18 protein-coding genes are annotated in these 21,513 nt (G+C 53.7%); 16 read left to right on the top strand and 2 right to left on the bottom strand.

The features are described 5' to 3' along the window. The first annotated feature begins 27 nt into the window (after positions 1-27). From AC0YOB_RS19635 to AC0YOB_RS19570, 14 genes are all read left to right on the top strand, one after another. A complete protein-coding gene (locus tag AC0YOB_RS19635) occupies positions 28-948 on the top strand; it encodes an ABC transporter permease (RefSeq protein ID WP_475794189.1) in 921 nt (306 codons plus the stop codon). Next, entirely contained in the window at positions 948-1,742 is a 795-nt protein-coding gene (locus AC0YOB_RS19630; protein ID WP_475788965.1) for an ABC transporter ATP-binding protein, read from the top strand. Before AC0YOB_RS19635 ends, AC0YOB_RS19630 begins: the two co-directional genes overlap by 1 nt. 35 nt (positions 1,743-1,777) lie before the next feature. Further along, positions 1,778-3,733 (top strand): GTP-binding protein, encoded by a 1,956-nt coding sequence (locus AC0YOB_RS19625; protein ID WP_475788964.1) that lies wholly within the window; start codon positions 1,778-1,780, stop codon positions 3,731-3,733. Positions 3,734-3,965: 232 nt separating this feature from the next. Further along, entirely contained in the window at positions 3,966-5,180 is a 1,215-nt protein-coding gene (locus tag AC0YOB_RS19620) for a cytochrome P450 (RefSeq protein ID WP_475788963.1), read from the top strand. Between the two features lie 162 nt (positions 5,181-5,342). Beyond that, the gene (locus AC0YOB_RS19615; protein ID WP_475794188.1) at positions 5,343-5,621 is read left to right on the top strand and encodes a DUF2277 domain-containing protein; all 279 of its coding nucleotides are present in this window, start codon (positions 5,343-5,345) and stop codon (positions 5,619-5,621) included. 118 nt (positions 5,622-5,739) lie between these two features. After that, positions 5,740-5,931 (top strand): MarR family winged helix-turn-helix transcriptional regulator, encoded by a 192-nt coding sequence (locus tag AC0YOB_RS19610; RefSeq protein WP_475788961.1) that lies wholly within the window; start codon positions 5,740-5,742, stop codon positions 5,929-5,931. A 242-nt stretch (positions 5,932-6,173) separates the two neighbouring features. After that, on the top strand, positions 6,174-6,893 hold the full coding sequence (locus AC0YOB_RS19605) for a TetR/AcrR family transcriptional regulator C-terminal domain-containing protein (protein ID WP_475788960.1): 720 nt from the start codon (positions 6,174-6,176) through the stop codon (positions 6,891-6,893). Positions 6,894-7,313: 420 nt separating this feature from the next. Further along, positions 7,314-7,793, top strand: a complete 480-nt coding sequence (greA, locus tag AC0YOB_RS19600) for a transcription elongation factor GreA (RefSeq protein WP_475788959.1) — start codon at positions 7,314-7,316, stop codon at positions 7,791-7,793. Between the two features lie 159 nt (positions 7,794-7,952). After that, a complete protein-coding gene (locus tag AC0YOB_RS19595) occupies positions 7,953-9,398 on the top strand; it encodes a DEAD/DEAH box helicase (RefSeq protein WP_475788958.1) in 1,446 nt (481 codons plus the stop codon). 156 nt (positions 9,399-9,554) lie between these two features. Continuing rightward, entirely contained in the window at positions 9,555-10,646 is a 1,092-nt protein-coding gene (gene rlmN, locus AC0YOB_RS19590; RefSeq protein ID WP_475788957.1) for a dual-specificity RNA methyltransferase RlmN, read from the top strand. 171 nt (positions 10,647-10,817) lie between these two features. Next, positions 10,818-11,636: a GDSL-type esterase/lipase family protein gene (locus tag AC0YOB_RS19585; RefSeq protein WP_475788956.1), complete on the top strand. Its 819-nt coding sequence runs from the start codon at positions 10,818-10,820 to the stop codon at positions 11,634-11,636. Further along, complete coding sequence (locus AC0YOB_RS19580) at positions 11,633-12,544, top strand: ABC transporter ATP-binding protein (protein WP_475788955.1); 912 nt, start codon at positions 11,633-11,635, stop codon at positions 12,542-12,544. Before AC0YOB_RS19585 ends, AC0YOB_RS19580 begins: the two co-directional genes overlap by 4 nt. Beyond that, a complete protein-coding gene (locus AC0YOB_RS19575) occupies positions 12,537-13,517 on the top strand; it encodes an ABC transporter permease (RefSeq protein WP_475769432.1) in 981 nt (326 codons plus the stop codon). The genes AC0YOB_RS19580 and AC0YOB_RS19575 overlap by 8 nt, the downstream gene beginning before the upstream one ends. Positions 13,518-13,693: 176 nt before the next feature. After that, positions 13,694-16,798, top strand: a complete 3,105-nt coding sequence (locus AC0YOB_RS19570) for an S-layer homology domain-containing protein (protein ID WP_475788954.1) — start codon at positions 13,694-13,696, stop codon at positions 16,796-16,798. Positions 16,799-17,037: 239 nt separating this feature from the next. Here the strand turns inward: AC0YOB_RS19570 and AC0YOB_RS19565 are convergent, their stop codons facing one another. Together AC0YOB_RS19565 and AC0YOB_RS19560 are read right to left on the bottom strand one after the other, a co-directional pair. Further along, positions 17,038-18,024, bottom strand: coding sequence for a formylglycine-generating enzyme family protein (locus AC0YOB_RS19565; protein WP_475794187.1), 987 nt, complete (start codon positions 18,022-18,024; stop codon positions 17,038-17,040). A 32-nt stretch (positions 18,025-18,056) separates the two neighbouring features. Further along, positions 18,057-19,031, bottom strand: a complete 975-nt coding sequence (locus tag AC0YOB_RS19560) for a helix-turn-helix domain-containing protein (protein WP_475788952.1) — start codon at positions 19,029-19,031, stop codon at positions 18,057-18,059. A 214-nt stretch (positions 19,032-19,245) separates the two neighbouring features. Here AC0YOB_RS19560 and AC0YOB_RS19555 point away from each other — a divergent pair, with 214 nt between their 5' ends. Further along, positions 19,246-20,553, top strand: a complete 1,308-nt coding sequence (locus tag AC0YOB_RS19555) for an ABC transporter substrate-binding protein (protein WP_475794186.1) — start codon at positions 19,246-19,248, stop codon at positions 20,551-20,553. Positions 20,554-20,633: 80 nt separating this feature from the next. Further along, the gene (locus AC0YOB_RS19550; protein ID WP_475788950.1) at positions 20,634-21,506 is read left to right on the top strand and encodes a carbohydrate ABC transporter permease; all 873 of its coding nucleotides are present in this window, start codon (positions 20,634-20,636) and stop codon (positions 21,504-21,506) included. The last annotated feature ends 7 nt before the right edge of the window (positions 21,507-21,513 follow it).

The following is a 21,513-nucleotide window of genomic DNA, read 5'->3' as shown; positions in this document are numbered from 1 at the left end:
TTTCTCTTTTATTAAGGAGGGCATAACATGATTCTGGCCATACAAGGGGCAAGTGAGCTTGGTCTTTTGTACGCTGTAATGGCACTTGGGGTTTATATTACATACCGCATTCTGGACTTTCCCGATTTGACCGTCGATGGCAGCTTTACGACGGGCGGCGCTATAGCGGCGATTATGATTACACATGGCTACGATTCCTGGATCGCCACCACAGCGGCATTCGCTGCTGGACTGGCCGCCGGAGCGTGTACGGGTCTCCTCCACACGAAAGGGAAAATAAACGGGCTCTTATCCGGAATTCTCATGATGATCGCCTTATATTCCATTAATCTGCGGATATTGGGCAAACCTAATATTGGCTTCTCCAGAATCGACACGATGTTCACAACGATTTCGGAGGATAAATACATTTATATGACCGTTCTGATCCTGGCTGCCTTGATTATCAAGCTGCTGCTGGACGCTTTTCTTCATACGGACATCGGACTTGCGCTTAGAGCGACTGGCGACAACGCCAGAATGATCCGCAGCCTGGGTGCGAATACGGATAATACGACGATTGTCGGCGTGAGCCTGTCAAACGGATTGGTTGCTGTTTCCGGAGCGCTGATTGCACAACAATCAAGCTTTGCGGATATCAATATGGGGGTCGGGATGATTGTCCTTGGACTGGCTTCGGTTATCATCGGCGAGGCGATATTCGGCAATAAAACGGTATTTCGGGCGACGCTTGCCGTTGTTCTTGGAGCCATACTGTACCGAATCATATACGCCTTGGCCTTGCGTATCGAGTGGTTGGAAACTTCAGATATGAAGCTGATTACGGCTCTTATCGTCATAATCGCGCTCTTGCTGCCTACCATCCAACGTGCGTTGAAGCAAAGAGGTCTTGCCCGCAAACGGGCATCTGAATTGTTGACAGCCTCCAGCAAGGGAGGGAGCGCATAATGCTGCAGCTAACGGATATTACCAAGCTGTTTAACCCTGGCACCTCAGATGAAAAAATCGCGTTAATGAATATCAGCTTGCAATTCAAGCCTGGCGATTTCGTTACAGTCATCGGTAGCAACGGAGCGGGCAAGTCCACTTTGATGAACGTGATATCCGGTGTTATGAAGCCCGATCTCGGCGAGGTGCGAATCGAAGGCAATGCCATTCAGCAGCTTCCGGAATACCGGAGAAGCCGTTGGATTGGAAGGGTATTTCAAGATCCGATGGCGGGTACAGCTCCCCGGATGACGATCGAAGAGAATCTCGCTATGGCTTTCTCGCGGGGAAAGAAACGGGGGCTCGGCCGGGGCGTTACTTTCACGAAGCGCGGGATCTTCCGTGAACAGCTGCAGCGCCTTGGCATCGGTCTGGAGAATCGCCTGAACGCCAAAGTCGGGCTCTTGTCGGGAGGAGAGCGCCAGGCGCTGAGCCTGTTGATGGCTACATTCACGAAGCCGCAAATCCTTCTCCTGGATGAACATACGGCGGCTCTGGATCCCGCAAGGGCCGAGCTGATCACCAGCCTGACGGAGAGCATTGTCCGCGAGATGAAGCTGACAACCTTAATGGTTACCCATAATATGGAGCAGGCAATCAGGCTTGGGAACAGGCTGATCATGATGGACAAAGGACGCGTCATACTGGATGTTCCCCAGGAGCGGAAAAGCAGCCTGACCGTCTCGCAGCTGCTTGGCGAATTCGAACGGATCAGCGGACATCAATTGTCGGATGACCGGATCGTGCTTGGCTAGATGAAACCAGACTATAGTGAAATCAAGGGGATACGATGAATCATAAAACGATTGGCATGTTCGCCCATGTGGATGCGGGCAAGACCACCTTTGCCGAACAGCTGCTTTACCATACAAACAGCATTCGGGAGCGGGGCAGGGTCGATCACAAGGACGCTTACCTCGACAGCCACGACATCGAGCGGGCAAGGGGCATCACCGTATTTGCAGACCAGGCCGTCATGTCGTATAAGGGATCAACCTATTATTTGATCGATACGCCCGGGCATGTCGATTTCTCGCCGGAGATGGAACGGGCTGTCCAGGTCATGGATTATGCAATCCTTATCATCAGTGCGGTGGAGGGTGTCCAGGGTCATACCGAAACGGTCTGGCAGCTGCTTCACAAGCATCGCATTCCGACGTTCTTCTTCATCAACAAAACAGACCGGGTAGGCGCGGATGCAGACAGAGTCGTCGAGGAAATCCGCATGCATCTGACAGAGGATGTGTGCAGGCTGACCGGGAATTTCGCGGATGGCGAGATCGGGGAGGCCCTGCTGGAAAGCATGGCGGAGCGGGATGAACAGTTATTGGAGACGTTTATCGCAGGAACGGGCGACCAGGCATTCTGGCTGAGGATGCTGCAGGTTAAGATCCGCGGCCATCAGCTCTTTCCATGCGCAAGCGGCTCTGCTTTGCAGGATATTGGCGTTGTCGAATTTCTGGATCAGCTGCATCTGCTGACGACAGTGGATTATGACAGGCAGGCTCCGTTCGGGGGACGCGTCTATAAAATCCGCCATGACCACAATGGTGTGCGGCTGACCTTCATCAAGGCGTTAAGCGGGACGCTGAAGGTTCGCGATGAGCTGTGCTATAAGGGCGGAGATGTGCAAATTTGCGAGAAGGTGACACGGCTTCTCATTTTCAACGGAAGCAAGTCGCATACGGTCGACCAGGTCTCGGCGGGCGATCTGTTCGCGGTAACCGGACTCTCAAGTGCCGAAGCCGGACAAGGCCTCGGCATCTATTCGGACAAGCTGGCCTATGAGCTGGTGCCGACGCTCACGTCGAAGGTGATTTTCGCCGATTTCCTGAACGCGAAGGATGTGCTGAAAGCCTTCCGGATCCTGGATGCGGAGGACCCGTCCCTGAATGTCATCTGGGAGGAAAGCCTGCAGGAAATCCACATCCACGTTATGGGTCTTATTCAGCTTGAAGTGCTGGAGCAGCTTGTGGCGGAACGATTCGGAATCGGCGTCTCCTTCGGCAGCCCGGAAATTCTGTATAAGGAAACAATTGGGTCGACCGTGAACGGATACGGCCACTTCGAGCCGCTCAAGCATTATGCGGAGGTGCATCTGCGGCTGGAGCCGGGGGAGCGGGGCAGCGGCATTACTTTCGTGAACGCGTGTCATGTGAGCGATTTGAGCGTGGGCAATCAAAATCTGGTCCGAACCCATCTCTATGAGCGGGAGCACCATGGTTTATTAACGGGTATGCCGCTTACCGATATCCGGATTACGCTGTTGAAGGGCGGCGCGCACAATGAGCATACGCATGGCGGCGATTTTCGCGAAGCGGCCTTCCGCGCGCTAAGACAAGGCCTGGAGAAGGCGGAGAACCTGCTGCTGGAGCCTTACTATGATTTTAAGATTAAAGTGGAAGCGGACGATATGGGCAGGGTCTTATCCGATATTCAGCGGGCCTCCGGACAGTTTGATCCTCCGCAAACCACGACCACCCATGCCGTCATTACGGGCAGAGTCCCTGTTGCCACCTTTATGAATTACAGTACGGAGCTCGCTTCTTTTACGCATGGCAGAGGGAGCGTACATTTCGTCTTCGGGGGCTACGATCGCTGTCATAACGAACAAGAGGTCATCGAGCGAAAAGGCTACCGGAAGGACGCGGATCCGCTGTACAGCTCCTCTTCGATTTTTTGCGCCAAGGGACATGGTTACACGGTGGCTTGGGATGAGGCGGAGGCGAAGATGCATCTGTTGTGACGTACAAGCACCGCGGCACATGGGAATCACTGTGTGCCGCAAATGATAGCGGCAGCCGGATGCAGAGGCATGGTTTCTATCGCGTTTGCCTGAATTTTGTCATTTTGCTGCATTTGACAGAGATATACTTGTATCCATAGAGCTGCCGTCAACAGGATTGTTTCAGGAACAGGTGAATGGTTTATTATTCTTGGGGAAATTTACTATAAAATGAGATGAGGAGACCAGGCCGATGGAATCAAAGAAAACGGAACGATATGCGAATATGATCGCCATGGATGAGCTGGACACAGCGGAGAAGAGACTGAATCCGTTCCCTGTATACAACATGCTGCGTCAAACCACCCCTATTCGTTATGATGAAAGCCGTAATTGCTGGGATATGTTTCGCTACGAGGATGTTCATCGCATCCTCAAGGACCCGTCTGCTTTTTCTTCGAATCGGGGAATATCGGGCAAAGGATCCGAAACTATATTAACGATGGATCCTCCGAGGCATACGCAGCTGCGGGCACTGGTGAACAAAACCTTTACTCCAAGGGTTATAGCTGATTTGGCGCCTCACATCGAATCGATTACCAACGAGCTGATGGATGCCGTTATTGCGAACAATGAAATGGATATCGTACACGATCTTGCTGCCCCGCTGCCCATTATCGTCATAGCCGAGCTTCTTGGTGTTCCTAAGGAGGATCGGAATTTGTTTAAAGAATGGTCCGATATTCTCGTCAAAGGGACAGATGTCAATACAGACGAAGCATTCGGGCAGCTCATGAAAGAGAGAGAACAGGCCGTACAGGAGTTGATTTCTTACTTCTCACAGATTACGGCTCAGCGCCAGGCCCAGCCTGAAAATGATCTGATCTCATTATTATTATCCGCCGAAATTGAAGGCCAGAAGCTGAGTCAACAGGAAATACTCGGATTTTCCATCCTGCTCCTGGCAGCCGGGAATGAAACCACAACCAATCTGATCACGAACGCGGTCCGCATCCTTACCGAAGAGACGGCTATCCAGCAGCAGCTGCGTGAGAAGCCTGATTCCATACCCGGTTTTATTGAGGAGGTGCTTCGGTATTACCCGCCCATACAGGCTATTGGACGGGTTGCAGCCGAAGATATTGAAATCGCCGGCAATCAGATCAAAAAAGGGGATCAGGTGGTTTCATGGATCGCATCGGCCAATCGTGACGAATCAAAATTTGCCGAGCCTGATGTTTTTTTGGCCGATCGGCGGCCCAATGCCCATCTTTCATTTGGCTTTGGCATTCATTTCTGTCTGGGTGCTCCGCTTGCGAGGCTTGAAGGCCAGATTGCTTTACGTGCGATCTCGGAGCGTTTAAATGAGATTCGTTATAAAACGGGTGCTCCGCTTTCCTATATTCAAAGTACGTTTGTATTTGGCGTCAAGCAATATCCGGTTACTTTTCAGAGGGCAACGACATAAGCACACAGATTAGTATACTTTGCCAAGCAGCAGTCGGAGACATTATCGATTCCCGAACTGCCGCTTGTGCTGTAATCTCTATCAAATTACTGCTCAATTTTGCCGGAACCGGCCGTGTATAGTAAGATAAATAAAAAAAACCACGTGCAAAGGAGAAAGCCTATGTGCCGGAATATTAAGCCGCTTTTCAACTTTGACCCGCCTGCTACCGAAGATGAGATTCAAGCCGCTGCGCTTCAATTTGTAAGGAAAATCTCGGGCTTCACCAAGCCCTCCAAGGCAAACGAGGAAGCGTTCAATCAGGCCATTATGGAAGTGACGCTGGTAGCCGGCAAACTGTTGGATTCACTGGTGACGAATGCTGAGCCGCGCAACCGCGAAGTTGTAATCCAGCGTGCCCGCGCAGGATATGCGAAAAGGTTCGGGACTGAAAGTAATTGATGGATTTGGGTTATTTCATTTCTGAACGTTCCTTCACCATTAAAGAACCTTACGCAAACCGTATAATCGGTTTGCGTAAGGTTCTTTTTCGATTAAGCTTGTTCAGATGGATGTGAATGTGACTTCGCAGGTACTGGGAACACTTGAGAAAAAAGGCTATATCAAACGAAGTCCCCATTCGATCGACACCCGGGCGAAGGTCATTACGATGACTGCATCCGGCAATGATCTCGCCACCAGGGCTGTACAAGTCGTCGAAGCGGCGGATCGTGCATTTTTCGAGAGCATCGGCGACGATAAGGGCAGCTGATTGACCTCTTGCTGCAGCTGGTGAAGAGGCAGAATTCCTGAGCAAAGATTCTTCTCAAATGAAAGAGGATTTCCCGTCCAGGCGCCCGCACCGCGCGCAGCTCCCGGCGCGCGGTGCGGCGCTGCATGACGGTTGTCCGACCACATACAGACGGACATCTAGATGTAATCCCCATTGCTGCAGGCCAGGTGATCTTTGGGAGCGCTATGCTATACTTCTCATATAAAAGGGGGAGATCCTTTATGGCGAGAAGACGAATTTATCCTCAGAATTTAGCCTCCGGCTCAGAGGGGCAGGAGATAACCCATATCCCGCTGGACCAGGCCCGGATTACGCAGACGGCTCTGCTTTTATTGAATGAGATCGGCCTGAAGGAATTAAGCATGCGCAAAATAGCGGATAAATTGCAGGTCAAAACCGCCTCCCTGTATTACCATGTCAAAGATAAAGACCAGCTGCTTCAGCTGCTGGCTGACAAAATAAGCGAACAAATGGCATGGCCGGATGCCTCCCTGCCCTGGACCGACCAGCTTCTGCAGTGGGGGGAGCAGTTCAGGCGGGCGCTCCATGCCTACCGGGACGCGGTCGATATTTTCAATACCACGATTGCTATGGGGTATCACCGTTTGCTGCAAATCGAGAAGCTGTATAAGCTCCTTGCCACGGCGGGGTTCCCAGATCATCAAATTCCCTGGGCGGCTTCCATGCTGAAAAACCATGTACTTGGGTTTGTCGCGGAAGAGGCCCGCTTGAGGGGATTTGCCGGAGAAGAGGGGGATACGCAGGAGAAGATGAGCGGGAAGTACAATCAATTTTATTCGCAATTACCGGAGGATCAGTTCCCCTATATGATCCGTCTGGCCTCCTATACGACAAATTCCAACTGGGACGAGGAGTTTCAATTCGGTTTGGGTGTTTTCATCGCCGGATTTTCCCTGAAGCTTCCCTCTGCTGAGTCGTAAACCGCTTCCCCCCGGAAACGAAGCCGATGGGCGCTGCCGAAGTACGGCAATGGTTGGCTGGGAGCGGGCGGGATCGGCAGCGGTCCAGGCATTTTCATTGGACAAGCTGCAGCGAATTTTGCCCAAGCCTTCTTGGATGCGATAGCGGCTCGCCGCCACTGGGACAGGCAGCCCGTATAAGGGATAGATCCGGATCAAGGAAACGAAGCCGGGACCGGGCTAGCAAAGAGCCGTGCATCATGTACGGCTCTTTGCTCTCCTACTGCCGAAGCGCCGCTGGCAGCACAAATAGCAATTGTGATTCTTTCGCATGAGGGAAAAAGAGGGCATCCTTTATAACCATCGCTATATTCCTGCATATCGGTTAGAATTAAGCAGAGTATAACAAATAGAGCTTTTAATCGATTGGGAGCTGTGGGAATGTCGAAGGAAGAAGAAATTATATTAACCAAAGAAGGTCTGGCCAAGCTGGAGTTCGAGCTGGATGATCTCAAGACGGTCAAACGCAAGGAGCTTGCCAGCCGTATTAAACTCGCGATCAGCTACGGCGATTTGAAGGAGAACAGTGAGTATCATTCCGCCAAAAACGACCAATCCTTCATGGAAACGAGAATCATGATTCTGGAAAAAATGCTGAATAAAGCCCGTGTCGCGGATGACAGCATGGATATCTCCACTGTTCAGATCGGCCTTATTGCGGTCCTAAATGATGTTGAATTTTCCGAAAAATTAGAATACATGCTTGTCGGCTCCAGCGAGGCCGATGCTTCCGATAATAAAATCTCCTACGAGAGCCCGCTCGGCAAAGCGCTGATGGGAAAATCCGTGGGCAGCATTATCAGCGTGAATGCCCCGATGGGCGTTATCCAATACGAACTGCTTGAAATCAAAGCCATGTAAGAAGAGATACCCGGCGTCAACATTCTTATATTCAATCTGTGCGGCGTTGTGGACTTCTCTCTAATATTCGAACCTGGCGCCGCTTCTTTCATGACGAGAGAGGCGGCGCCGTTTTATATGAACGACCGGCAGTGAAACTATAACGGAAGAGGCAGGCCTATGAGTAAGCAGTCATTCAAAGACTATGCGATAAGTGAAGAGATCATCAGAGCATTGGACAGCCTCGGGTACGAAACGCCGACCAGCGTGCAGCAGGAAGTCCTGCCCGCGGCGCTTGCAAGGCAGGATCTGGTGGTGAAATCGCAAACCGGAAGCGGAAAAACCGCGGCGTTCGGGATTCCGGTCTGTGAGCTGGCGGACTGGAATGAGAACAAGCCGCAGGCGCTGGTTCTGACTCCCACACGGGAGCTTGCGGTCCAGGTGAAAGAGGATTTGACCCATATCGGGCGGTTCAAACGAATTAAGGTCGCGGCTCTTTACGGCAAGCAGCCCTTTGCCATTCAAACCGCTGAATTAAAGCAGAAAACCCATGTGATCGTCGGGACTCCCGGGCGTGTACTGGACCATATTCAGCGAGGCACGCTTGTGCTGGACCGTCTGGCCTGCCTGGTGATTGATGAAGCCGACGAGATGCTGAATATGGGCTTTATCGAGCAGGTCGAGGCGATCATTCAGGAGCTGCCGGGAAGCAGGTTGACGATGCTGTTCTCGGCGACCCTGCCGCAGGATGTGGAGAGCCTGTGCTTGAAATATATGAACAATCCCGTTCATATCGAGATTCAGGCAGCCGGGATCACGACGGACCAGATTCAGCATTCTCTGATCGAGGTGAAGGATGCCGACAAATGGCCCTTGCTTCGGGCGGTCACCATCGTCGAGAATCCGGACAGCTGCATGATTTTCTGCCGGACGAAGGAACAGGTGGACCAGCTGTTCATACGAATGGCCGCGCTGGATTATTCATGCGACAAGATCCATGGAGGTCTGGAGCAGGAGGTCCGGTTCGAGGTCATGAATGCGTTCAGGCGCGGACAGTTCCGCTATCTGATCGCCACCGATGTCGCCGCCAGAGGCATTGATATCGATAATATTTCGCTGGTCATTAATTACGATCTCCCCATGGAGAAGGAAAGCTATGTCCATCGTACGGGAAGAACCGGCCGCGCGGGCAAGCAGGGGAAGGCCATAACGTTCGCAACCCCTCACGAGGGCAAGTTTCTGGCGGACATCGAACGGTATATCGGGTTTGCCCTTCCGGTTATGAAGGCTCCTTCAAGAGAGCAGGTTGCCTTGAGAGAACCCGCCTTCGAAGCGAAGTCGCATGCCCGGACCACGCTCAAGAAAGACAAGAATGAGCAGATTAATGCGGGAATTATGAAGCTGAATTTCAACGGCGGCAAGAAAAAGAAGCTCAGAGCCGTTGATTTTGTCGGCACGATTGCCAGAATTGAAGGGGTAACCGCAGAGGATATCGGTATTATTACGATCCAGGATAATGTGTCCTATGTGGATATTTTGAATGGCAAAGGGCCGCTGGTGCTTGAAGTCATGCAGACGACGAACATCAAGGGCAAGCTGCTGAAGGTCCGCAAGGCTTTGAAATAAAACGGGTCCATGGCGGGGATTCGTCTTATCTTTCATGGATCTCCCCTTGTGTTAGCAAAAAAAATTTGGGACAATAATAAATAGATGGGCGAACTTGTCGCTTCTCTGTCCTAAGAAAAGGCCTACATTTCGAAGTTTTTGAAAAGAGGATATCCAATGAATAAAGCATCTATATATGGAATGACCCTGGATCAGCTGACGGCCTGGCTGTCCGAGCGTGGACATCGGAAGTTCCGCGCCGCGCAGGTATGGGATTGGCTGTACAGGAAGCGGGTAACGGCTTTCACGGACATGACCGACGTCCATCCGGAATGCATCGCCGTACTGGAGGAGCATTTTGTCATCCAGACTCTGACCGAGCATGTGAAGCAGGAATCCGCTGACGGCACGATCAAGTTTCTGTTCAAGCTGGTGGACGGCAATCTGATCGAAACGGTGCTCATGAAGCATAAATTCGGATTGTCGGTGTGCGTGACTACCCAGGTGGGCTGCAACATCGGCTGCAGCTTCTGCGCAAGCGGACTGCTGCCCAAGAGCCGGGATCTGACAAGCGGCGAAATCGTGGAACAGATCATGAACGTTCAGCTTCATCTTGATCATGCCGGCCATGAGGGCAAAGTCAGCCATGTAGTCGTGATGGGTATCGGCGAGCCATTCGATAATTTTGCGAATCTGTCCGATTTCCTGCGGGTGATCAAGGATCACAAGGGGCTTGCTATCGGAGCAAGGCATATTACGGTTTCGACCAGCGGCCTCGCGGAAAAAATCATCGAATTCACCGATTCCGATATGCAGGTGAATCTGGCGGTGTCCCTGCATGCGCCCAATAATGAGCTTCGCACGCGGATTATGAAAATCAACCGTGCGATTCCCATCGAGAAGCTGATGGAGGCGATCCAATATTACTGGGAGAAAACCAACCGCCGGATCACGCTGGAATACATTTTACTGAAGGATGTCAATGATCACAGGGAGCAGGCTCTTGAGCTGGCTGAGCTGATCGGGGACAACAAGCATCTGGCCAATGTGAATCTCATTCCCTATAATCCCGTGGATGAGCACAGTCAATATCAGAGAAGCGAGCAGGAGTCGATACGGGCTTTCTATGATACGCTCAAGAAGCAGGGCGTCAGCTGCAGCGTCCGCCTGGAGCACGGCACCGATATCGATGCCGCGTGCGGACAGCTTAGAAGCAAGCAAATCAAGGAATCCAAACCAGCCGGCCCGGGCAGGATTGCTGCGGGATAAAGGAAGAAAGGCAAGAGTGGAGCGGCTCCCTGTTCTTGCTCATGATTCACATCAAAAACTTCGTCATGAACCTGTTCCAGCGCTTTTTTGGGGCAGGTTTTTTAAGTATGGTTTCAGCTTATTATGTTATATATGTCTGAAGCAGCGCCCAACAGGGGAGGCGAGAGGAAGATGATGAGGGAAAAAGCCATCAATTGGCTGATTGGCATTTCGGCATTATCCTGTCTGATATGGGCGGGGGGCCTAGCCTGGACACTGCAGGATACCTTCAGCGGAGCGCCGGCAGCGGCTCCGCCTATAGAAGGGACCGCTCCCGGCACAGAGGAAGAAGCGCCTGAGCCTGTTGCGGACGACGGTTCGTTCCGGCTGCTGGCGCTTGGGGATTCGTTAACGAAGGGAACCGGCGATACCGAGGGCAAGGGGTATGTCGGTTATTTGCTGGAGGATCTGAAGGAGAAGTCCGGCCAGGATATCGTGCTGGGCAATTATGGCGTAAACGGACAAGTATCCAGCCAGCTGGCCGAGCAGCTTGGGCAGAGCAGGATTAAGGACGAAGTGGTGGCCGCTGATGTCATTGTGGTCAGTACAGGCGGGAACGATTTGTTCCAGGGGGGACAGACTCTGGGCAATCTGGAGCCTGCCCACATACAGAAGATTGAGGATGCTTATCTGCTTCAATTGAAATCCATTCTGAAGCAGCTTCGGGAGAATAACGCCGATGCCCGTATTTTTCTCATTGGCCTCTACAATCCGTTTGGCGCCCTGGAGAATGCGGAAGCGACGACAAAGATTGTCCGGGACTGGAACTACAAAGCTGCCGAGGTTGCGGCAGACTATCCGCAGACTGTGCTTGTTCCAACCTTTGATCTGTTTCAATTGAAGGTTCAGGATTATTTGGCCCGTGACTTATTCCATCCCAACGCAGCCGGATACCGTCTGATCGGGGACCGGGTAGCGTCGCTGATTACATGGCAGGGGGTGAAGGGTTGAGCGAGATCACATTGGCTGTCCAGGGTCTCAGGAAGATTATCGGGAAGCGGGAAATTATCCATAATCTCGATTTTGAGCTGCGGCGAGGAGAGGTATTCGGTTTCCTTGGACCCAACGGAGCGGGAAAAACGACAACGATCCGCATGCTGGTCGGACTGATCAAGCCGACATCAGGCTCTATTCACATCTGCGGCTACGATCTTCATAAGCAGTATTCCGAAGCGATGAGCAATATGGGCTGCATTGTCGAGAATCCGGAGCTGTATACGTATTTGAGCGGCTGGCGGAACCTGGAGTATTTTGCCCGGATGATGGACGGGATCGATGAGGCGAGGATGAATGAAGTCATCCGGCTGGTCGGGCTGGACGCGAGAATTCACGACAAGGTGAAAACCTATTCGCTGGGCATGCGCCAGCGGCTGGGCATCGCCCAGGCGCTGCTGGGAAGGCCGAAGGTGCTCATTCTGGATGAGCCGACCAATGGCCTCGATCCCTCCGGCATTCGGGAGATGCGGGAATTCATCCGCTATCTGGCGGAGGAGGAAGGTCTGAGCGTGCTGGTCTCCAGCCACCTGCTGAGCGAAATTCAGCTGATGTGTGACCGGGTTGCCATTATATCCAAGGGCCGGGTCGTCCGCGTGGATACCGTCCATAACCTGCTGGCCCATCAGGAGCGGGTGCATTGGAAGCTTTCCCCCATGCCGCAGGGCATTCAGGTGCTGCAGCGTCTCACGGATCCGGTGGAGACGGAAGGGGATACCGTGAAGACATCCTATCCGGGGCTGGAGATCGGGCGATGGAATCAGGCACTGGTGGAGGCGGGCGTAACGGTAACGGAGATGAGCCGCAGGCTTCCCTCGCTGGAGGATTTGTTCCTCGAATTGACGGGCGGTGAAGGCATTGAATAATCTGGTCTACAATGAGATGGTGAAGCTGACGGGAAAAAGGAGATTGCTGGTTGTCGCCTTCATTATCGCCATCCTGATTTCCCTGTTCACCTACGCTCAGCTTCGCCAGGCCGAGGAGAACCGCAAGCGGTTCGGAGATGTGGATTGGCGCCTCGCCCTGGAGCAGCAGCTTGCAGGCTGGGAGAACCGGCTGTCCAGCGGGCGGGCGTCCGAGGATGACGGAGAGAATCTGAAGGTACGGATTGAGCAGCAGCGGTACTACCTCGACCATAATATTAACCCCTCGGAGCCGGGCGCGCCGACCTTTGTGCGGGGCTTCGTGGAGAACGGGATCAATTTGCTGCTGCCGCTCATGATGATGATCGTTGCTGCTGATATTGTGTCCTCGGAGTACAGTGCCGGAACGATCAAGGTTCTGCTGACGCGCAAAGTGAAGCGATGGCGGATTTTGCTGAGCAAATATTTGGCGCTTACCCTCTCGGTGTCGCTGATTATCACCCTGTTCGGTTTGCTGTCCACGCTTATATCCGGGGTGGTGTTCGGCTTTCAGGGCTGGACGGCGCCGGTTCTGACCGGCTTCTCCGTGAGCAATGGGCTGCTTGACGCCTCGGGTGTCCATACACTGCCGCAGTGGCAGTTTATTATTATGGAGCTGGGACTGGCCTGGTTCGTATCCCTCATCGTGGCAACCATTACGTTCATGCTCTCGGTTCTGTTCCGCAGCACAGCGGCGGTTATGGGAGTTATGCTCGCCTGCCTCATAGCCGGGACGATCCTGAGCGCGATGGTGGAATCATGGGAATCGGCCAAATATCTGTTCATGGTCAATCTTCAGCTCATTGGATATCTGGAGGAGGCGGCCCCGCCGGTCGAAGGCATGTCCCTGGGCTTCTCGCTGCTCGTGCTGCTCGTCTGGGGCGCTTCGGCGCTGGCGGTAGCTTTTATTACATTTACAAAACGGGATGTTTATTAAAATCGCGATAGAAACAAGCAGCCGCAGGCTTTACCTGCGGCTGTTTGTTTCGTTCCAATATAGTATAAAAATTTCATGATAAGAGTCCGGCAATTAACTAAAGTAAATTATATCGGGCGCAAGTCCCGTGCTATTCTTCCTCTGAGACAGCTACTTCAGGGAAAAGGATGATGGATGTGAGGAAGAAGAATAGAGGCTGGAGAGCGGCTGCAGCCGCGCTGATCTTCTCATTGTTATGGTCGGGGGCCGCTTGGACTGCTGCAGCCGAATCTGGCGATATTCAGAGTCATTGGGCTGCACAAACGCTGCAGAGGTGGGCTGGGAACGGGCTGCTGTCCGGTTATGCCGACGGGTCGTATCATCCTGATCAGCCTGTTACGAGGGCGGAGTTTCTTACGCTTGCGAATCGTGCCTACAAGCTGACCGGAACGTCGGGGAATGCCTATTCCGATGTCGAGGCTGGCAAATGGTATGCTCCGGAAATCGGCAAAGCCGTGGCAGCGGCATATATTTCCGGTTATGAGGACGGGACGATGCGGCCGATGAAGAACGTCACCCGCCAGGAAGCGGCGCTTATGCTCTCCAGGCTGGCGAAGCTGGACGATGCTCAGGCAGACACCGCGGCACTCAGCTTCACGGATGTCTCCCGGATCGGGAGCTGGAGCCGGAATGCGGTGGCTGCGGTGTCAGAGAGGAACTGGCTGTCCGGTTATCCGGACGGCAGCTTCCGGCCTGAACGGGATCTGACCCGTGCAGAAGCCGTTGTTGCGCTGGACCGGTCCAGCGAAGCGCCGGCTCCCGCAGAGCCTGTGGCGGATACGGTGTACAAGGAAGCCGGAACTTATGGCCCTTCCAGCGGAACAGAGGAAGTGACGGGCGATGTCGTCATCGCGGCAGCGGGCGTCACGCTGCAGAATGCGGTAATCCATGGTGATCTGACGCTGGAAAAAGGAATTGGAGAAGGCGATGTGCATCTTAATAAGGTTACCGTGCTGGGAACGACAACCGTACACGGCGGCGGCGCCAACAGCGTTCATCTCGTCGATTCGGTGTTCCATCTGATAATTGTGGACAAGCCGGAGGGTAAGGTGCGCCTGGTTCTGGAGGGAGCAACCACCGTGGAGGCCATGCAGGCTCTGACTCAAATGATCCTTTTTATTGCCGAAACGGGCTCAATTGAGAAGCTGGAGGCGCATGCTTTCCTTACGATGACCGGCCAAGGCGCTATAGTTGAGGCTGTGCTGTTTGTAACAGGTTCCACCTTTGAGCGCGCTCCGCAAAAGGTTGATGGCCGGTACAAGCCAGAGCCCAATCCTGGCTCGGGTTCAAACATTCCCTTCCCGGGAGGAGGAGCCGGCGATCCGGCTCCGGTCATTACCGGGGTGCAGGACGGGCAGACGTATCTTGCCTACGTGACTCCGGCAAGTACCAGTTCCATATCCTCTGCCGTTTTGGAGAAGAATGGCGCAGCAGATGCCTCTTATAAACTTGGAGACATGATCAGGGAAAGCGGCGATTATGTCCTGACTCTAACCGGTGCAGGCGGCAAGAGCGCGGTGAGCTTCAGTCTCCGGGCCGATGCCAGTCTGACAGCGCGGGAGGAGGGAGTCAGCTATAAGGATCACCTGCTGACCATCCCGCTGCAGCTTCGCAACTCGGGAGCGGACCTTGCCAATGTTGTAAACACCCTGAAGCTGAGCGTGAGTGGACTGGCAGATGATGTGCAGTCGCTGCCTGCGTCGGCCAGCTCCCCGGATCATGAAATGGACTTTGAATTGAAGCGCGATGGGGACAGCGATGATTTCATTGCCATGCTTCCACCCTCCCCATATACGCTGACGCAAGGCTGGGATCAGGCTGTAACATACACGGTGGATCTGGGGCTTTCGCTGCACGACCGGCCATTAAGCATCGATGCCTGGGTTGGTAGGGCGGCAGAATCCTCACAGCAGGCTGTTGCCCGGCTGCAGACGATCAACATCACGGCCGAAGCCGATCCTGCCGCTCCTATTGCCGATTTGGCGGTCACTGCCAAGGCGGAGACAACCGTGGATGTAAGCTTTACGCAGCCGTTATGGGCTGAGAATGTATCCCTCGAGCAATCCGGGGATGATGGAGAAAGCTGGACAACCGCTGCGACGAGCGAGGGCTTGGGCGCTCAATCGGCTGCGGCTCAGGTCATTGATCTGAGTCCGGGCACCGATTATCTCCTGCGCCTGATCGTTACGGGCGGACTGCATGCTGGCGAATCGAATACAGTCGCCGTCACGACGAATTCGGCGGAGCAGCCGGGCGGAGGCGGGGATGAGCCGGACCCGGACCCTGTGATCGTCGGTGTTCTCGATGGGCAGACCTATGCCTCCTATGTGACGCCTGAACGTGCGGAAGGCAGGACGATCGTCTCCGCGGCTCTGGTGAAGGATGGCGAAGAGGATGGGTTTTACGAGCTGGGTGATGAAATCCGGGAGAGCGGTTCCTACGAGCTGACCATAACAGACGACAGCCAGAGCCGTACAACGATCCAGTTTACGCTTGTGCCGGATGCGCAGTTGACCGTGATCAACGATGAACAGTATCAGGTTGCTTATAATACCAGGGATCATATGCTGTCCATTCCCGTACATGTTGTCAATGCTGGAGCTGACTATGCAGGCGCGGTGAACGGCGTGAAGCTGAACGCCCCGGGCTTGGCCGGGGATGTGGATATGCTGACGGTAGAATACGGGAATTCAGGCTCTGAGCCTTATGCCTATTTCTATCTTTACCGGGAGCCGGGCACCGATCATTTCTCAGGCACGTTCCCTCCTTATCCCTACACGCTGACAGGCGGCTGGGACGAGAACGTGACGTATTCGGTGCAGCTGCTGCCTTCACTGACGGACCGGACGATTCGTGTCGACGCATGGGTGGCTTCCGAGCAGGATTCATCGCAGGAGCATGCCATTGCGAGCATCCAGACCGTTAACCTCATAGCGGAAGCGGATCCGCTGGCGCCGATTAGTGATCTGGAAGTGCTGTATACAACCGATACGACAACCTACGCCAGTTACACGATGCCATTGCTGGCAACCGAAGTGAACCTGGAGATATCGGAGAACGACGGGGAAACCTGGCAGAACGCCCAGACGGATTCGCCTGTAACGCCTGATGCAAGTTTTGTGCAGGTGCTCGGATTGAATCCCGGCACTGCGTACCGCTTGCGGCTGTCTGTAGCGGACGGGGTGAATGCCGGACAATCCAATGAGGTGATTTTTACAACAGAGCCGGAAGATCACACCTAATGAATATCAAAGTTAAACAAGGATATATCCGCCAGCCAATGCCTTTTTAACGGCTGCAGATCCACAGGATCCGGATAATCCACATTCCGTTGAGCTGGAGACGCTCTGTGCAATTCGGCTGCCAGCCTTGCTGTAGGCATGCGCGAGTGCAATCACGAAGATGGAAGCAAGAAGAGCCCCCATGGGAAAAGAACTTTTCCCCGGGGGCTCTTCTTGGTTGGATAAAGGCAGTCTGCTGGCTAGGCGTCTCTCGCACAGCGGAACCCCATATTGCCGGCGGAGCTATCCGGCGTGTTGGAGCTTCGGGCGGCGACCCTGTATCGGTTGCAGTATGAGCGGTGGCACAGATAGGAGCCGCCTCTCATTACTTTGCTTTGGCCTTTGGACGGACCCTTGGGGTTCACACGGCCGGCCTTCAGATGATGATCGGGGCTGAACCAGTCCGAGCAGAATTCCCAGACGTTCCCCGACACATTGTAGAGGCCGTACGCATTGGGCTGATAGGCATTCACGGGAGCCGTCCCGACATATCCGTCGCTTGCATGGTTGACCAGCGGGAATTTGCCCTGCCATATATTGCAGCGGTGCTCCCCGCCGGGCTTCAGCTCGTCCCCCCAGGGATAGCGCTTCTGCTTGAGCCCGCCGCGGGCGGCGTACTCCCATTCCGCTTCCGTAGGAAGCCGCTTGCCTGCCCATTTGCTGTACGCCAGGGCATCATTGTAGGTGACTTGGACGACAGGATGATCCATCCGGTCCACCACGCTTGAATCCGGCCCTTCCGGATGGGCCCAATCCGCGCCGCCCACCACCCACCACCAGGGCGAGCGTTCGACCGAGCGGGTCACGGTGCGGGCGGTGGCTTCGGACACGAGCAGATGGAACACATAGGACCAGCCGAATTTCTCGGATTCGGTGATGTAGCCGGTGGCTTCCACGAATCGGGCGAACTCGGCATTGCTGACGGTGCAGGGATCGATATAGAAGGGGGCAAGCGTAATTTCGCGAACCGGTCCCTCCCCGTCGGCGGGAAATCCTTCATTATCGTTGGTGCCCATCAGGAATGAACCGCCGGGCAAATGAATCATCTCCTGCTCCTTCCAGGAGGTTGGGGCTTTGGGCTTCTGGCTGTCCTTGCCGGAGATATCCGGCTTCAATGATGCAGGCCCTTCACTTCTCCCTGCGGCACAGCAGGAGCTGGCTGGTTGATTTTCCGTAAGATCACTCATTCATATCACGCTTACCCTTCCGTTCCATTTAGTTATGCTGAGGTGAAATATCCGGTTTGTCTGGAGCTGCTTCCCTTCTGTCTGCGGCGGTATTCCATCGGCGACATGCCTTCAATCTGATGAAATGCCCGGGAAAAATGATGCTGGTTCTCAAAACCGACCATCCCGGCGATCTCTTTCATCGGATAGTTGGACAGCAGCAGCAAATCCCGGGCCCGCTGCAGGCGGATTTGCCGGACATATTTCATAGGCGATATCCCCAGTGTCGATTGAAACAATGTGCGGAGCTGCTCCTTGCTGAGGGAGACATACTGCGCCAGTTCATCCAGAGTCGGCGGCTCCTTCAGATGCTTCTCGACATAAGTGCAAACCTCGAATACGCGGTTATCATAAGCGATGGGCCGATCAGGCAGATGCTCCTGCAGAGCCTCGAACAGCTTGAGCGTCCATAGCGTACCGCCGGCCCGAATCCTCAGATGCTGGATGGTCTGGCTGGTATCCAGCATGAAGACGGGATAATCCCCGTCGCCGCCTCTTCCATCCTCATACCTGCGTTCCGTAGCTTTCAAGTCCTTTTTGTCGAATGGTTTCAAAAATTCTGCGTAATCCGCGGCGAGCTCCCGCCAAAGAGTGACCAAGCGGTCAAAATCCTCCTGGCGGATATCCGAGACCACACGGGGAAAGCGGTACAGCCTGATAAAATCAAAATAACCCACTTTGCCCTCGCAGGCAAGCGATAGATAATGGAACGGCTCCTCACCCTCAAGAGATATCCACGATTGATAGGTCTGTGGCGGAATGCTGACGATATCCCCTTGCCTGAGCGTATAACGGACCTGATCCAGCTCGATGACCGCAGCTCCGGAGAGGACGATCCATATCGCGGTATAAGGGAAAATAAACAAGTAAGTATGAGGCGTGGTTACGGTCCATTCCTTCATCCACCTCACATTGATGTTCAACTGATCCAATGAGCTCTGATTGCTGAATTCCATCAAATTGGTCATGTATACCACCCTTGTCTATACAGAAATCTGCATTTTTGAAACATTATTGACCATTTAGGATAAATACGGCGGAGAGGCTCCGTGCTATAATCTTAAACATTGGCAGGCGCAAATACAAGTAATTTAATAGGAATAGTAGACCTGTATTTCAGACCGGATAACCGAATGATGTGCTGCATAACATGAGACCAATAGAATCAGGGGGAAACCGAAGATGAAAAAAGCTTCACTGTTATCGCTCGCTCTACTGCTTATGCTCACCATGCTCGCGACGGCGTGCTCGAGCGGCTCCTCTAATGAACCCAATAATCAGGCAGACGCCGGTTCGGCCAATGAGCCACAAGAGGAGAAGGTTACGCTGAAATTCTGGTATCCGGGGACAGAGGATATCCTTACGACAGCTGTTAAGGACATTATTCAGAAGTTTGAAGACCAGAATCCCAATATTACGGTCGAGCTTACGTCCATTCCATGGGCCGATTATTTCCAGAAGCTGACCGTCTCCTATGCAGGCGGCCTGCAGCCGGATGTGCAGGGACTGGGCTTCGGTCAATTGATCTCTACCGTGAATCAAGGCAAATATCTGGATTTGAGCCCCTATATAGAAGCGGATAACTGGGAGGGAAAGGCGGACTTCTTCCCGGATATTCTGAAGGCGGGCCAATATGAGAACGGACAATACGGGCTGCTGATGCCGGAGATCCGTCCGCTGGCATACCGCAAGGACTTCTTCACCGAGGCGGGGCTTGATCCGAACAATCCGCCCAAGACCTTGGATGAAATCTTCGGGTATGCCGAAAAGCTGAAAAAGGTGGAGAACGGCAAAACGGTGCGCGGCGGAATTGATATCCAGACCAGCAACGGGGAGCAATCGTATCTCTCGCTGCTGCTGCTGCTGGGCGAGGACTTCTATGACGAGAAGGGCAATCCGACCTTCGACTCGCAGACTTCCATCGATCTGGTGCAGAGAATGGTCGATCTGTATAAGTCGGGCGCCATTATCCAGGCAAATCAGCAGCAGGTAACCGGAACGCCCTTCCAGAACAGCCAGGCAGCGCTTGCATTCATCTCCACTTCCGGTGCGGCAGCGCTCAAGCAATCGGTCGGCGCTGACAAAATCGGTTGGGTGCTCCCTCCGGCAGGCAAAGACGGCAAACAGACCGCTCTGATGCTGGGGACCTTTCTGACCGCTTCCCAGAAGTCCAAGCATCCCGAAGAAGCCTGGAAATTCATTAAATTCTGGTTCGACAAGTCGAATATCCTTGATTTCACCACCAAGACAGGTTATATTCCTCCGCTGCAGTCGGTTAAGGAGGATTTTGTGAAGCTGGCTCCAGAGAATGAAATCTCCTTCGAAGCGCTTAATGATGCGCGTGGTTACGGAGCATCCGGCAGCTGGGCCATCAATGTGAAATATTTGCGGCTTGCGCTTGAGGAGTCCTACGCAGGAGTCAGACCGGTGGCGGAAGCATTGAAGGACAATGCGGCCAAGGCCAGAGAAGAGCTTGCAAGCGCCCAGTAGAGTGCAGCTCAAGCAAAATGGGGCTTCTCCCGCGGATCGCTCTTGCGGGAGAAGCCTTGATGTTCAAGGAGGAACCAAGGATGCAAAAGGGCTGGAACCGGATCGTTCCTTATTTTCTGATTTTGCCGAATGTGCTCATCTTTACTGTTTTCATCCTGGTGCCGGTCATCTGGGTATTGTACTTGAGCCTGACCGACTATACGATGCTGCAGGCTCCTGATTGGGTCGGGCTGAAGAATTACAGCCGTCTTCTGCATGACTCGATTTTTCACCGTGCGCTGATCAATACGGCCTGGTACTGGGTGGGCACAGTCGTTCCGGGTATGGCGATCGGTATGGTGCTGGCCAGTCTCCTGACGATGAAGCTCCGGGGACTTGCCGTGTTCCGGGCGCTTATTTATCTGCCTGGCGTCATATCTTCCGTCGCTGTCGCCATGACCTGGCTGTGGCTGCTGGATCCCCTTCAGGGACCGGTGAACCGGCTGCTGGATGTTGTCGGTATCGGCGGCCAGAATTGGCTGCAGGACCCGCATACATCACTCGGGTCTGTTATCGTGATCGGCATATGGACAGGGATGGGTTATGCGATGATCGTTTTTCTGGCCGGCATTCAAGGCATTCCCGAGACGCTGTATGAGGCGGCGGGTCTGGACGGCGCTTCCGGAATCAAGAAATTCTGGTTCATCACGCTGCCCTTATTGAAGCCGATGACGCTGTTTCTGTTCATTACGGCTACGATTCGTTCCTTCCAGGTGTTCGATCTCGTTTACATTTTGACCGGCGGGGGTCCGGCCAATTCGAGCACTACCATCGTGACCCAAATCGTCGGAGCCAGCTTCCAGGAATACCGTATGGGATACGCATCGGCCATGGCCGTTTTCCTGCTGGCGGCGACGCTTGCGATCACATTGATTCAATATGGGATCGGCAGCCGGAATCAGGCGGCGGAATAGGAGCGGA

This window comes from Paenibacillus sp. JT31N17 (genome assembly GCF_056269255.1).
The sequence above is the reverse complement of the archived record's forward strand: the minus strand, read 5'-3'. Positions and strand labels throughout refer to the sequence as shown.

Coding starts and splice junctions, on each gene's coding strand:
- AC0YOB_RS19635 (WP_475794189.1), top strand. CDS start 28: ATGATTCTGGCCATACAAGGGGCAAGTGAGCTTGGTCTTTTGTACGCT.
- AC0YOB_RS19630 (WP_475788965.1), top strand. CDS start 948: ATGCTGCAGCTAACGGATATTACCAAGCTGTTTAACCCTGGCACCTCA.
- AC0YOB_RS19625 (WP_475788964.1), top strand. CDS start 1,778: ATGAATCATAAAACGATTGGCATGTTCGCCCATGTGGATGCGGGCAAG.
- AC0YOB_RS19620 (WP_475788963.1), top strand. CDS start 3,966: ATGGAATCAAAGAAAACGGAACGATATGCGAATATGATCGCCATGGAT.
- AC0YOB_RS19615 (WP_475794188.1), top strand. CDS start 5,343: ATGTGCCGGAATATTAAGCCGCTTTTCAACTTTGACCCGCCTGCTACC.
- AC0YOB_RS19605 (WP_475788960.1), top strand. CDS start 6,174: ATGGCGAGAAGACGAATTTATCCTCAGAATTTAGCCTCCGGCTCAGAG.
- greA (WP_475788959.1), top strand. CDS start 7,314: ATGTCGAAGGAAGAAGAAATTATATTAACCAAAGAAGGTCTGGCCAAG.
- AC0YOB_RS19595 (WP_475788958.1), top strand. CDS start 7,953: ATGAGTAAGCAGTCATTCAAAGACTATGCGATAAGTGAAGAGATCATC.
- rlmN (WP_475788957.1), top strand. CDS start 9,555: ATGAATAAAGCATCTATATATGGAATGACCCTGGATCAGCTGACGGCC.
- AC0YOB_RS19585 (WP_475788956.1), top strand. CDS start 10,818: ATGATGAGGGAAAAAGCCATCAATTGGCTGATTGGCATTTCGGCATTA.
- AC0YOB_RS19565 (WP_475794187.1), bottom strand. CDS start 18,024: ATGAGTGATCTTACGGAAAATCAACCAGCCAGCTCCTGCTGTGCCGCA.
- AC0YOB_RS19560 (WP_475788952.1), bottom strand. CDS start 19,031: ATGACCAATTTGATGGAATTCAGCAATCAGAGCTCATTGGATCAGTTG.
- AC0YOB_RS19555 (WP_475794186.1), top strand. CDS start 19,246: ATGAAAAAAGCTTCACTGTTATCGCTCGCTCTACTGCTTATGCTCACC.
- AC0YOB_RS19550 (WP_475788950.1), top strand. CDS start 20,634: ATGCAAAAGGGCTGGAACCGGATCGTTCCTTATTTTCTGATTTTGCCG.